This is a genomic window from Shewanella sp. Koi 1, assembly GCF_052907445.1.
In genome coordinates, this window is the sequence record NZ_JBREJM010000001.1 from 2,952,014 (window position 1) to 2,966,144 (window position 14,131).

At 49.8% G+C, this 14,131-nt stretch carries 9 protein-coding genes; 2 read left to right on the forward strand and 7 right to left on the reverse strand.

Translation table 11 applies throughout. From position 1 onward, the window contains the following. Nucleotides 1-62: 62 nt before the first annotated feature. The 4 genes from ACUZ8J_RS12930 to smc form a co-directional block, all read right to left on the reverse strand. A complete protein-coding gene (locus tag ACUZ8J_RS12930) occupies nucleotides 63-551 on the reverse strand; it encodes a DUF2919 domain-containing protein (RefSeq protein WP_446694022.1) in 489 nt (162 codons plus the stop codon). Nucleotides 552-707: 156 nt separating this feature from the next. Then, nucleotides 708-2,777, reverse strand: coding sequence for an NAD-dependent DNA ligase LigA (gene ligA / locus ACUZ8J_RS12935; RefSeq protein ID WP_446694023.1), 2,070 nt, complete (start codon nucleotides 2,775-2,777; stop codon nucleotides 708-710). 98 nt (nucleotides 2,778-2,875) lie between these two features. Next, complete coding sequence (zipA, locus tag ACUZ8J_RS12940; protein WP_446694024.1) at nucleotides 2,876-3,919, reverse strand: cell division protein ZipA; 1,044 nt, start codon at nucleotides 3,917-3,919, stop codon at nucleotides 2,876-2,878. A gap of 26 nt (nucleotides 3,920-3,945) precedes the next feature. Further along, nucleotides 3,946-7,374: a chromosome segregation protein SMC gene (gene smc, locus ACUZ8J_RS12945; RefSeq protein WP_446694025.1), complete on the reverse strand. Its 3,429-nt coding sequence runs from the start codon at nucleotides 7,372-7,374 to the stop codon at nucleotides 3,946-3,948. A gap of 241 nt (nucleotides 7,375-7,615) precedes the next feature. Here smc and cysZ point away from each other — a divergent pair, with 241 nt between their 5' ends. Then, nucleotides 7,616-8,395, forward strand: a complete 780-nt coding sequence (gene cysZ, locus ACUZ8J_RS12950) for a sulfate transporter CysZ (RefSeq protein ID WP_011716611.1) — start codon at nucleotides 7,616-7,618, stop codon at nucleotides 8,393-8,395. A gap of 128 nt (nucleotides 8,396-8,523) precedes the next feature. After that, nucleotides 8,524-10,923 carry a DUF5916 domain-containing protein gene (locus tag ACUZ8J_RS12955; RefSeq protein WP_446694026.1) on the forward strand — a complete coding sequence of 800 codons (2,400 nt, stop codon included), beginning with the start codon at nucleotides 8,524-8,526 and terminating at the stop codon, nucleotides 10,921-10,923. Between the two features lie 59 nt (nucleotides 10,924-10,982). On the opposite strand, the gene ACUZ8J_RS12960 is transcribed toward ACUZ8J_RS12955, so the two are convergent. The 3 genes from ACUZ8J_RS12960 to ACUZ8J_RS12970 form a co-directional block, all read right to left on the reverse strand. Then, the gene (locus tag ACUZ8J_RS12960; RefSeq protein ID WP_446694027.1) at nucleotides 10,983-11,432 is read right to left on the reverse strand and encodes a hypothetical protein; all 450 of its coding nucleotides are present in this window, start codon (nucleotides 11,430-11,432) and stop codon (nucleotides 10,983-10,985) included. Nucleotides 11,433-11,605: 173 nt separating this feature from the next. Next, a complete protein-coding gene (locus ACUZ8J_RS12965; protein WP_086903907.1) occupies nucleotides 11,606-12,727 on the reverse strand; it encodes a beta-ketoacyl-ACP synthase III in 1,122 nt (373 codons plus the stop codon). Continuing rightward, entirely contained in the window at nucleotides 12,724-14,043 is a 1,320-nt protein-coding gene (locus ACUZ8J_RS12970) for an RDD family protein (RefSeq protein WP_446694028.1), read from the reverse strand. Before ACUZ8J_RS12970 ends, ACUZ8J_RS12965 begins: the two co-directional genes overlap by 4 nt. Between the last annotated feature and the right edge of the window lie 88 nt (nucleotides 14,044-14,131).

The following is a 14,131-nucleotide window of genomic DNA, read 5'->3' on the forward strand; positions in this document are numbered from 1 at the left end:
ACACAAATTATCCCTCAGTGACTAGATATTTGATAAAAAGCTGAAATTACAACGAGATGACCTTAGTCTGCTTTTACCAATGTCACAGTCTCTTTCGGCCAGTCGGCAAGGTAATAGCTGAGGCGTTTTGACTTGTAAACATACAAACACGACCAGAACAGCACTAAGGCGTCGAGGGCTAAACTCCAATGGAATAAAAATTGCCCGTGGATTAATCGCTGCGCAAGTAAGATTGCATCGAGTAACAATAAAATCCACAATCCCCATTTAAGCTGGACAAACACTGGGCGCAGCCATGAGGGCGAACGGCGCCGCTCCGCCAGTACCACAAAATACAGCGCCACGGCACCCAGCCCCGCCGCGAGTGCGAGTAAAAAGTCAGACTTTTCGGGATAGAAGAGCCGCACTAATTCAGCTCTGTCACTGGCTTGGGTCAGAGAGGCAATAAAAATACACCAGCCACGGGCGAGAAAAGCCAGAATGGCATATAAAAAAATCGGTGGTTTGATATGGCCTTTATCATCGAGCCAAGTGATGTGACTAAAATTCAATCGCAATCCATTTAGTAAAAACTAAAGCAATATAAACAAGATGGAGGCGTAACGGCTAAATTCAATGGCTAACATAAATAATTCGAGTGCTACGTTTAAGACCTAGCCATAAAAAAGCCCCGCAAGGCAGGGCTTTACACACTAAGCGGCAGCGACTTAGCTATTTGCAGCCAGAAGAGCCAATAATTCATCCTCGCCAATCACTTTCACGCCAAGCTCCTGCGCTTTGGCAAGCTTAGACCCCGCCGCTTCGCCCGCGACTAAGCAATCGGTATTTTTCGACACACTGCCCGCCACTTTGGCGCCTAAGGCCTGTAGCTGCGCTTTAGCATCGTTACGGTTGAGTTGATTTAAGGTGCCCGTTAACACCCAAGTCTGCCCCTTTAATGGCTGCTCATCGGCACTTGGCGCAGCAATCGCAGGCCAGTTGACGCCAGCCGCAATCAAAGCATCGATCACCTCTAGGTTATGGGGCTGGGCAAAGAAATGCGCCACGTGCTGGGCAACCACTTCACCAATATCTTCAACTTGAATAAGTTGCTCAATGGTGGCCACGCGCAGTGCCTCTAGGCTACCAAAGTGAGTCGCCAGGTTCGCCGCCGTGGCCTCCCCCACCTCACGAATGCCTAAGGCATAGAGGAAACGTGGCAAAGTCGTGGTTTTAGCCGCTTCAATAGCCAGCGCGAGATTGGTGGCCGACTTCATGCCCATACGGTCGAGCATGGTCATCATAGAGGCGGTGAGCTTAAATAAGTCAGCGGGGCTTTGAACCAGCTCTTTATCAATCAACTGCTCGACAATTTTATCGCCCATGCCGTCGATATCTAATGCCTTGCGGGAGGCAAAATGCTTGATCGCCTCTTTACGCTGCGCCTCACAGAATAAGCCGCCGCTACAACGGGCCACGGCCTCACCTTCTAATCGCTCAACTAAACTGCCGCAAACGGGGCAATGTTGCGGGAAGGCAATCGCCTTCGCATCTTCAGGGCGGCGCTCTGGCACTATGGCCACAATTTGCGGGATCACATCGCCGGCGCGGCGGATAATCACAGTATCGCCCACCATCACACCTAAACGCTCGATTTCATCGGCATTGTGCAAAGTCGCGTTCGACACTGTCACGCCGCCAACGAACACAGGTTTTAGGCGCGCAACTGGAGTCACTGCGCCGGTGCGGCCGACTTGAAAATCTACGCCTTCGAGCAGGGTCATTTCTTCCTGAGCGGGGAACTTATAGGCAATCGCCCAACGGGGTGATTTAGCCACAAACCCTAAGGTTTGCTGCTGGGCGATATCGTTCACCTTCATCACCACGCCATCGATCTCAAAGGGTAAATCGCTGCGGCGAGTCAATATATCTTGATAGTAGGCAAAGACTTGGCTGAGTTCGTCACAGACTTTGATCTCGCTACTGACTGGTAGCCCCCAAGATTTAAGTTGCTGCAATTGCTCATAATGCGTCTTAGCTAACTCATGGGAAGTCGGCTCCACCACACCTAAGGCGTAGGCATAAAAAGACAGCGCCCGTGACGCGGTAATTTTACTGTCGAGCTGACGTAAGCTGCCCGCCGCCGCATTACGCGGATTCACAAACAGCTTTTCATCCTTTAAGCGCGCACGCTCATTTAGCGCCTCAAATGCCGCCTTGGGCATAAAGGCTTCGCCGCGCACTTCAACCAATTCGGGATAGTTGTCACCGCGCAGTTTGAGCGGAATCGACTTAATGGTTTTAACATTTTCGGTAATGTCTTCGCCCACGGTACCATCACCCCGGGTCGCAGCGCGCTCAAGCACCCCATTGCGATACAAAATACTCACCGCTAGACCATCGAGCTTAGGCTCACAACAAAAACTCACTTGCCCCACTCTGTCGCTAACACGCTTATGAAACGCGCTAAAGTCCGCCTCATCGAAGGCATTATCAAGACTTAACATCGGTTTAAGGTGAGTAATTTGTTCAAACTTTGCCAGCGCCATACCGCCCACTCTTTGGGTGGGAGAGTCGGCAGCAACAAACTGAGGATACTCGGCCTCAAGCTGTTTCAACTGCTGCATTAATCTGTCGTATTCGGAGTCGGTAATGCTTGGCGCATCATCGACATAGTAACGAATATTGTGTTCATTCAGAGATTGGCAGAGCGCCTGCATCAATGGCTGTGCATTGTGTGGCGTGACAGCTTGAGAAAGCAGTTCAGATAGGCGTTTATCGAGTTGAATGTCTTGCATATTCATTATCCAGAATTCTTAAGCATCAAAAAGTTGCAAAAAATGAGGCCGCATTTAGCGGCCCCATCTGTCTATCACCGCAGTCTCGCGGCGTTGCATTAAGCGTTTGCGCGAATGCGGTGTAAATAATCTTGCTTAGTAAATTCGCCCCAAGGTTGACGCTGACCATCGAGCACAACCGCATCGATATCATCCGCCAATTGGCGCGCCGAGTTAAGCATGATGGAGAAGTTCATTAGCGCATCACCGTAGCAAGGTAAGGTCATAAAAAACACCACGCCTTGGGTGCTGAATTGTTCCATATTGTCTGGGTCAAAAATCCCAGGTTTTACCATATTCGCAATGGAGAACAACACCTTACCATTACCAGCATTATCCACATGGCGGTGGAAAATATTCATATCGCCATATTTAAAATTAAGGGTTAAGAAGCAAGGTAACAATTCGGCGCCATTAAGCTGCTGACCTTCTTTTGCCACTACGTGCAGCACTAATACATCGCGTGGCTCGCCTAAATCATCATCTGGCTGCTCAACGGCTTGCGGTTGCTCTTCTTCATAGGCCTCTTCCTCATCGAAAAGAGCGGTTTGCGTAGGCATTTGCACCTGCGCACGTTGTTCTTCGGCGGCTTTTTGCGCCACCATGGCCGCATGGGATTGCCCTACATGGGCTTGGGCTAGATTGGCAGAATGGCCTTGTAATACGGGCTCTTGGCGTGATGCTTTAGGACCGCGGTGTTGCTCTTTGGCCGTGGGGGATTGCAGACTAAAATCAGGCTGCGCCATGCTGGGTTCTTGCTTAAACAGCGGCTTAGGTTCAACTTGCACGGGTTCCACGGGTTGCGGTTGTGTTGTTTTAGCTTCTTGCTTTAAATAAGGGTTAAACGCAGGCGCCTCTGGGGTATGGGCTTCATTCGCTTTACGGACTCTGACGGCACCAATCCCATCGGCATCGAAACCATCGGCATCGACACGCTTAGGCGCACCCTCGCCACGTTCGGCCTGCTTTTTATAGAAATTGCCCATCGGACTATCTTTCAATGACTTAGGTTGTTGTCTTCTGATAGACCAAAATCCATGCACCAGCACAGCAACTATGGCTATGGCGCCTAAAACGAACAATACTAGTTGCAAATCTTCCATTGGTTACCCTGTCTTTCTTCTAGTTATCAAGCGTCGGCCATTGCCACCGCTTGCTCTAAATCTACTGCGACTATACGGGATACACCCGGCTCATGCATAGTCACACCGATAAGTTGATCAGCCATCTCCATCGTAATTTTGTTATGGCTGATATAGATAAACTGTACGCTCTGCGACATTTCCTTCAATAATCGACAGAATCGTTCTACGTTGGCATCGTCTAAGGGCGCATCCACTTCGTCTAACATACAGAAGGGAGCTGGATTCAACCTGAAAATCGCGAATACCAATGATAAAGCCGTTAGGGCTTTTTCACCACCGGAAAGAAGATGGATGGTACTGTTCTTCTTACCTGGCGGCTGGGCCATGATGGTCACGCCCGTTTCTAATAAATCGTCTTCCGTCAGCGCTAAATACGCGCGTCCGCCACCGAATACCTTAGGGAATAAACGCCCCAGATCTTCGTTTACCGCATCGAATGTGGCCTTAAAGCGAGTGCGGGTCTCCTTATCGATTTTCCGAATGGCTTCCTCTAGGGTGGCCAGACCGTTATTTAGATCTTCATCTTGATGATCCAAATAGGATTTTCGCTCACTTTGTTGCTCGAATTCTTCGATCGCCGCGAGGTTTATCGCTCCTAAGCGAATAATTTTTTGGCGGATCTGATCCAAATCACGCTGCCACTTGTCGGGATGCCCATCCGCAGGCAGGGAATCGACAATCTGGGCGAGCACAATTTGTTGCTCTGACAGCGCCGCTAATTGGCTATCGGCCTGCCCTTTTAATCCCTCACGACGTAACTTTAACGTGCTGAGGCTTTGAGTCAAGCCCTCAAGCTTACCAAGCTCTTGTTTTTGCTTTAATCCTATACTGTTTAGCGTTTCAGTGAGCGAACTTTGTTGTGACCTGAGGCTTTTAAGTGCCTGTTGCTGACTCTGCTGTTGATTGAGTAACTGTGCCAGTTGTTCGCTGAGCTGCGCCGTTTGCTGATCGCCCTCTTGTGCCGCGACGTTGGCAAGTTGGGCTGACAGTGTTTCCTGTGAGTGGACTAATTCACTGACACGTACACGCTGTAATTCAATTTGTTCTGTGCTCACCGCCATCCGAGTAGCGATCGATTGCAGACTGGCATTGAGGCTCGTTAAGCGCCGCTCGGCATCGCCAATTTGTGCCTTAAGGGCTTGATGGCGGGCCATATCCCCTTGCGCATCTTGGCTTTGTTGCTGTTGCTTCTCAAGGCTTACCTCTAGCGCCTCTGCCAGCTCATCCTCTTGCTCCGCAAGCAATATTAACTGCTCGGCAAGCTCGGCTAACTCGGCGTGGGTTCGGGCAACGGTTTCTGCGAGTTGCCCGCGTTTCGCTTCGCGCTGCTTGGCCTGGGCCTCTGCGTTATTAAGCTGGGTTGATTTGGTAGCTTTATCGAGCTGCAACTGGTGTAAGCGTTTAGTGCCTTGGCTTAAGCTGTCACGCACTTGGGCTAATTGCTGCGCTAATTCATCGAGCTTTGCTTGCTGTATGGCTTTTGCCTGCTCGCAATCAGCGATGGCCTCGCTCAGCTCGGTTTGCTCTTTACTCAATTGCACTAAGGATTGGCTATTGTCTTGTTTAGCAATCAAAAAACCTTTGCCAAGCAAGTAACCGTCGGCAGTCACAATTCGCTCATCGGCCGCCAAGCTCGGCAGCAGTGCTTGTGCGCTGGCCAGATTATCGGCCCATTTGAGTCCCTTAAGCCAAGGGGCAAGGTTCAATTTGGCACCTAAGATGGGAGAGCCATCGAGATGCGCATCCGCCGCCAAGGCCGCATCGGCATAAAACCCTATTTCATTGGCGTTAACGCCCACGGGCAGCGTCATCAATCCCTGCAGCGCCAGCTCTGCCGCGGCTTCCCAGCCGTTTTCCACTTGAATGCTTTGCCACAGCTGCGGCTTATCACTTAACTCTTCTTGTTTCGCAAGCCATTGTTCAACCAGTTCGAAGCGTGCCCGCATCGAGGTTAAACGCTGTGATAATTGCTCAAACTCACCGCGGGCCAAATCTAACGCATGAGTATCGGTAGCCAGAGTGGATTCAAACTCTTGATTGATTTCAACTTGTTCAGCTAAGGCTTGCTCTAACTGGGCAATCTCATCATTAAGTGATGCGCTGCTATCTTCGAGGGCATGCGCATTAAGCGAGGCCAGCTCTTGTTGTTGCTCTTGGTGTAGCTGGGTTTTATGGGCATTTAATTGTTGCTGATGCGCCAGTTTGCTGCGGTGTAATTCTAATTGCAGCTTATGCTGAGCGACGGCCGCCGCCAGCACTCTGGCGCTTTCACTTTGCGCCTCACTGCGCGAAACGCTCATCTCCCACTGGGCTTGCAACTCATCGAGCATTTCTTGCTGCAACTCATGTTGCGGCGCAAGTTGGCTAAGCTCCGCCTCAAGCGCTTGAAAGCTGGCTTGGTAAGCGGCTAATTTGGCTTGGTTTTGAATGATTTGCTCACTCAACTGCTCAAGCTGATTATGCAGCTGGGCGTCGCGCTGCTTTTGGCTCTGTAACTGTTGCTCAAGCTTGGCGATTTCGGTACCGGTCAGGTAATAGGCTTCGACCGCCTGCTGCTCCTGCTCGGCTAAGTGCGAAAGTGTGAGTTGCAACTCGGTGCTTTCTAACTCGCCAGTTTGCGTTAAGGACTGGGCCGCCGCTTGTTGCAGCTCGAGCGAGCTAATCTGCTCCGATAGACTCGCCATTTGGCTCTGCAGCTCTTGATAGCGCATCACCAGCAGCTCGGCGTGGGTTTTACGCTCAGCTTGTTTCAGCTCACGATATTGCTTCGCCGCCTTGGCCTGCTGACTGAGTTTTTCCAGTTGTTTGGCTAACTCGCTGCGAATATCCCCTAAACGCTCCAAGTTTTCGCGGGTATGGCGGATACGGTTTTCCGTTTCACGCCGCCGTTCTTTATAGCGGGAAATCCCCGCAGCTTCTTCAATAAAAGTCCGTAAATCTTGGGGTTTAGATTCGATTAAACGTGAAATCGTGCCCTGTTCGATAATGGCGTAACTGCGCGGCCCAAGCCCGGTGCCCATAAACAGATCAGTGATGTCTTTACGGCGACACTTTTGGCCATTGAGAAAATACCAAGACTCGCCGTCACGGCTCACCTGACGTTTTACCGAAATTTCTTCATAACTGGCGTATTGGCCCGCAAGGCGGCCCTCTTTATTTTCAAACACCAGTTCAACGCCCGCCACAGACACAGGTTTACGGGCGCTGGAGCCGTTAAAAATCACGTCACTCATGGAGTCGCCGCGCAAATGCTTCGCCGAGCTTTCGCCCAGCACCCAACGCACGGCGTCAATCACGTTGGACTTGCCGCAGCCATTTGGGCCAATAATGGCGCTTAATGCCTGTAAAAACGGAATTTTGGTGGGATCGACAAACGACTTAAAGCCGGCAAGTTTTATTTGTTTTAATCTCATGGTGCCAGTTAGCGCGTCTCAGTATAAAAAGCCATCAGGGCGATGACCAATAGGGATGCAGGCCAATATTAGCCCGAGTCGTGTCATAGAATTCTGAGGCCAACTTTAGCAAAGCAGGCAGTATTTTGTAACGCTTTTTATTGAATTCATATGGCTTTTAGCTTGTCATCTCGCGACGAGTTGATCACAATCGCACTTATCTGTATCTCACGCTGTATCTCAACTTTTTTGGAATGACGATATGACACAGAAATCCTCCTCCCCTTCGCAGGGTAAAAGTGGTGTGAATTATTTTCTCGATGGCTTTGGTTTAATCAAGCGTAAAGGCCTGCGCACCTTTGTATTTATTCCGTTAATGATCAACTTAGTGCTGTTTGCGGCGGTTATCTATGTGGCGATTGGGCAGCTCGATGTGCTCTTCACGTGGATGAATGCCCAGCTCCCCGAATACTTAAGTTGGCTTAACTTTTTGCTTTGGCCGTTAGCGGTAACCACTATGTTGGTGATGCTGGCGTTTGTTTTTAGTTCGGTGATGAACTGGCTGGCCGCGCCCTTTAATGGATTGCTGGCCGAAAAGGTCGAGCAGTTATTGACCGGCAAGCCGATGAATACAGGCTCGGGCATGGACGTCGTCAAAGACTTACCGCGCATTCTTGGCCGTGAATGGATCAAACTCAAATACTATTTGCCCCGTGCGCTGGTATTTTTGCTGCTGTTTTTAGTGCCCATGGTGGGGCAAACCTTAGCGCCAATTTTGTGGTTTTTATTCAGCGCTTGGATGATGGCGATTCAATACTGCGACTATCCCTTTGATAACCACAAGGTCAGCTTCAAGGATATGCGCTTTGCCCTTAATCAAACCCGCGGCACCAGCTTTACCTTTGGTGCGACTGTGACCCTGTTTTCGATGATCCCTGTGGTCAACTTTATCGTCATGCCAGTCGCGATTTGTGGTGCCACCGCCATGTGGGTCGACAAGTACCGCGAAGCATACCGTAATCCTGTGGTTTCTCCCGAATAATCCCCCCAAAGCACTGGATGCCCGCCATCCAGTGCAGCCTTAGTTTTCAGCTATTTTAATACAATTCTTGTAACAATTGCCCACTCTTGTTAACGCGCAATTTCTGGCACACTGCGCGCCATTTTAGAATGATTTGGGCCTTGTTGTTGAAGACGTTTCTCCCCTTAGTGTTATCGACTGCGGTATTTCTCAGTTCGCCAAGCTTGGCGGGCTCTGCCAGCCAATTTCAATTAACGATTCCGACCTTAGAAGATGCCGCCAATATTGATGGCGAATTTGATGAGGCGGTTTGGCAGCATGCGGCGCAGGCCGAGCTACGCTATGAGACTCAACCTGGCGAAAACACGGCGGCGCCCGTTTACACCGAGGCCAGAATCTACGCGACCCAAACCAGCCTATTTGTAGCCTTTATCGCCAAAGACAGTCTGCCACAACATATCCGCGCCACCCTCAAGGACAGGGATAATCTTTGGGGCGACGATCTAGTAGGGATCAAACTCGATACCTTTAACAACGCGCGTTTGGCCTATCAGTTTTTTATCAACCCACTGGGCGTGCAACTAGACTCGATAGAGAATGAGCTCACGGGCGAAGAGAGCGAAGCTTGGGATGGCATTTGGAAAACCGCTGGTAAAATCACCGCCGAGGGTTACCAAGTTGAAGTCGAGCTGCCATTACGGCTATTTAACTTTGACGATAAAAAGCCCGTTCAAGAATGGGGATTTGAGCTGATCCGCTACTATCCACGCAATGAAAATCATCGCATCTCTACCCATAGAATCGATCGCAACATCAGTTGCCAGCTCTGCCAGCTCGGCGTCGCCACGGGTTTAGCCTCCGCCAAGCAAGGGCAAGATCTGCAAATTACCCCGTCCTTTGTCGCCAATCGCAATGAGCAAAAAAGCGAAAATGGTTGGCAAGCGCAAAGCAATTATGAACCCGGGCTCGATTTACGCTGGGGTATCAACTCACGCACCTTGCTAAATGCCACCATAAATCCCGATTTCTCCCAGGTGGAGTCTGATGCTGGCCAGCTCGATATCAACAGCACTTTTGCGCTGTTTTTTGATGAGAAACGCCCCTTCTTCCTCGACAATAAAGACTACTTCGATACCCAAGTGAATCTGCTGCATACCCGCAATATTGTATCGCCGGACTATGGGCTAAAACTCACCAGCCAAACCGAGCAACACACTTGGGCATTGCTTGCCGCTAATGACAGCCAAACCACCTTTTTGATGCCGGGGAATTTAAGTTCTGAGGTCACTTCCTTAGAAGAGGAAAGCCTCAATCTGGCGGCGCGTTACCGCTTCGACATGGATAAAACCTTCTCCTTTGGTGGGCTAATCACGGCCAAGAGCAGTGCCGACAACCAACTGACAGCATTTGCCGAGCAAAATGATTATCACAATTATGTCATGAGCTTAGATGCGAAATACCAACCAACAGCTCAGGATATTTTTACCGCTCAAGTTGCCTATTCCCAGACACGCTACCCTACTGCTCTGTATCAACAGTTTTGCGGCAATGTGGAGGGAGAACTGACAGAAGGGCTACTCTGCGGCCAAACGCCATTAAGCTGTGAGCTCGGCCAATGCCAAGTGAATGAGCAAGTGTTACGTAGCCAATCGGATCGGGATTTCCGTGGCGCCCTGTATCAACTGACCTACGAACACAACGCCCGCGATTGGTTTGCCTACGGCGAGTACCACGACGTGTCTCCCGATTTTCGCGCCGATTTAGGCTTTGTGGAGAAAATTGATTACCGCACCTTTATGGCCGGTGGTGGCTTAATTTGGTATCCCGAAACCGTATTTAACAAGATTAAATTCGGCGGCGACTGGGATATCACCCACAATCAAGCTGGGGAGCAGCTCGAGCAAGAGTTTGAGATTTTTTGGGAAATGTATGGCGCGCTGCAGAGTGAGTTATCCTTTGGGATAGAAACTCGGGAACGCGTCGGCCCACGCCATGACAGCACGCAACTAGCAGTATTAGGTAATAGCAATCAATACCAAGAAACCCAAGGCTGGCTTTACGGCGCGATTACGCCCACCTCGGCCCTGAGTCTTGAGCTGGAGATCCATTACGGCGATGAGATTGACTTCCTTAACGATCGATTAGGCACAAAAACCTTAATCAATCCGATATTCACATGGAAAATTGCCAACGGCCTGTCGATGGATGTATCCCATCAATATCAACATATGGAAGTCGAGCAGGATAAACTCTTTACCGCAAATCTCTCGGATGTGCGTCTGCACTGGCAATTGAGTCTGCACAGCTTTATTCGCCTATCGAGCATTTACACCCAAATCGAGCGTAATCTTGCGCAGTATTTGTATTCGACACCCGATAGCGAAGAGGCACACTTAGGGAATGAAATCCTCTACGGCTACAAACTCAATCCCCAGAGCGTATTCTATTTGGGCTATTCCGACAGTTTAACCTCGGATGATGAGCTCACGCGGCTCACTCGGGATGAGAAGACCTATTTTATGAAGCTAAGTTACGCCTGGTTACTCTAGGCTGAAAGGTTGAGCATAAAGCCCACAGCAAGGCTTGTGGGCTTAAATCGGAATGCTAACTAAGACTCATGGATACCCATTAAGCTTGGACTGGGAAGCGCAATCCCTATTGCTGTGAGCTCCACTCCCCAATGCCGCACCAGCGCAAGATACGCCTGCTCAAAGGGATAACGTGGCTTAGGGAATACCCACGCTGAAGGAAAACACCATTCCTCCTCGCTTTCATCAATCGTTAAATAAATGGCGAAATCATGGTTTGTCTCACTCAGCGCTGCGATTAAATTCGTCGCCATCGCGACCCAGTGGGCAGAGGTAAATCCCAATTGTTCACCAAACTCATCAAACACATAAGCATCGTACAGTGCTTGCAGCTGCGCGGGATCTAAAGGATCGTAGCGATTGAGTGTTTCCCCGAGCGTTTCCTCGCGGTCATAACAATTAAAAGCGCCAAGAAACCAGCCAGGATTGGGATGAAACGGAATATCCGAATCAGGATGAACAAGCGTCATGGTGACAGGTTCTCGTATTGCTACTGAGGCTTTAAAGAAAAAAGCGTTTTTAGGCAGCCAACTGCCTTGCTTGAGTAAAGGCATTTTCAGTTAAGGTACCGCATCAAGCCGTTTTATCAATGTGCTGATATAAAAGCTAAAGCCCCATTAGTGATAATAGGGCTTTAGTCAATTTAGCGTTTTTGCAGGATCACGCTACCGATGGAGTAACCCGCGCCAAAGGAGCTTAATAGCCCTAAATCGCCCGCCTTAAAGTCAGCGGAATATTTATGGAAGGCAATCACTGAGCCTGCGGAGGCGGTATTGGCATACTCGTCGAGCACCACGGGCGCTTGCTCAGGCGTTACCTCATCCCCTAGCAGCTTTTTCACCACAAATTGGTTCATGTTTATGTTGGCTTGGTGCAACCACAAACGTTTAAAGGACTGTGGCGTGAGGGATTGCTCGGCCAAATGCTCGTCTAAATGTTGGTAGATCATCGGCAACAGTTCTTTAAAGACTTTGCGGCCCTGTTGGTGGAATAACTTATCCGCCTGATGCGCCGAGCTTGGATCGCAGCGATTTAAAAAACCGAAATTACTGCGAATATTGTTCGAGTAATCTGTAAAACAACGACTTGAAACAATGTTAAAGCCCTTATTGGCGGCCACTAGGCTTTGCTCTTCAAGCACCATAGCAGTCGCCACATCCCCGAAGATGAAGTGACTGTCACGGTCACGGTAGTTCACCTGCGCTGAACAAATTTCGGGGTTAATCACTAACACCCGTGACGCCGAGCCCGTTGCAATCGCATTGGCGGCGGCCACAATGGCAAAGGTGGCTGAAGAACAGGCAACCTGCATATCGTAACCATAGCCACGGGTCCCCAGTGCCCGCTGTATTTCAATCGCCATCGCTGGATACGCGCGCTGTGTATAAGCACAGGCAACGATCACTAAATCGATTTGCTCGGCCTTCACATCCGCTTGTTTAAGCGCCATCACAGCCGCCTCAACCCCAATTTCGGCCTGCATAGATAACTCGTCACTGCTACGCTCAGGAATAAGCGGCATCATGATTTCAGGATCGAGAATACCGTCTTTAACCATCACATATCTGTGTTTGATGCCCGAGGCCTTCTCGATAAACTCACTGGAGGAATAAGACAGCGGCTCAACATGGCCCTGCTCAATTAGTCCTGCATTTTCAAGGTTAAACATATCAACATAGGCGTTGAAGCTCTCCACCAAAGCTTCATTTGAAATACTGTGTGGCGGCGTAAATAAACCGCTGCCAGAAATAACGACCTGTTTCATAGGTGCTCCGAACGGGTGCTTGTTGTAAGGTGAGCAGACGTCGCATTATTCTGTGTTGGCACGGCGGCCAATGCGTGTTCAGCCTGCGCCTGTTGCTGCTCTAATTGTTGCTTTTTATGCATTTGCGCTAAGTCTATCACGACTGTGGAAGATATTTTATCTTGGATCCCCTGCCGATTGGCATCCCAAAATATCTGCATAAAGCCCAGTAAGCCCGTCGTGAAGCCCGCCGCATAACCGCCATAACGGCCAAATGCTCCCCAAAGGCTGATTTTAGCGCCATCGAGTTGGATAACGCGGATGCCTAAGAGTTTCTTGCCTAAGGTCTGACCATCAAATTTGGCGGTAAACACAGTGAAGTAAAATGCGGCCCAGCCAAAACCTAAACCCATATCGCTCATAAAGCCTTTGATCCACGCAAGCACACTGCGGGTGTCACTCTCTTCCTCATCATCGGCTTCACTGTTACGGCTTTCGGTTTGATGCAAAGGATTGAGGTTGGCGTCAGGAACTAAGGGAGCGTTTTCCATGGCCGCTCGATTATCGGTTTGAGCGTGGGCTAATCCATCGGTTTGCGGTTCAGATACGGGAACGGCGTCAAGCTTGCCAGCGGACGACTGATTTGGCTGTGGCGGCGGTGATAATATGTTTGGATCCTTGGTTGAGTTTTTAGCTGAGCCCTTAGTGGAGTCTAGGGTGACTTCAAACACCTTCACCTCGGGCCAGAGGCTGCCCGCCATAATTTCATCACGTAACTGCGCTTTATCTGCATCGGATAACTCCGTGCTTGCTAAAGTATCTAATACCATATCGCGGCGCTCAGCTGCCGACATTCCCTCCATGGGCCCATTTTCGAGCGTCTGCTGCAAGGCACGGATCTGTTCACGGGCACAATCGGTATCTTCACAGAGTCCGAGGGAGACAAGACCAGGAATCGCCTTAACAACAGCGTTAATATCCTGGGGCGCGGAGACCTTTTCGCGGGTGGATTGATTCGATTGATGGAAATTCCACAAATTTCCCGCCGAGCTAAAGAGCATTAATCCCAGCATGGCGGCATAGAGGCCCCATTTGAGTAAGCGGCCAAACTGGCGACTGCGTTTCTCGATATAAATAATCCCCACCACCAGCAGAACAAACAGCCAATCCATTTGTTCGGCTAAAATAGTGATGAATAAACCGTCAATTAACATCGCCAACGCCCGCCTTAATGGCGTCGCTAGCGGGGTGTAAAGCACAGATTCGGCAATAGTGAATGCCTTAGGGGTGACCATAGTTCTTGGATCTTTGCCCAAGTCCGTTTGTTGTTGCTTCATAGTGTGGCAATCCGGTTCCGATAGCGGTTTTATAAGTGAAACATCAAGTGGTTATTCTTTTATACGCGTAATTTTTTATTGATGTTAG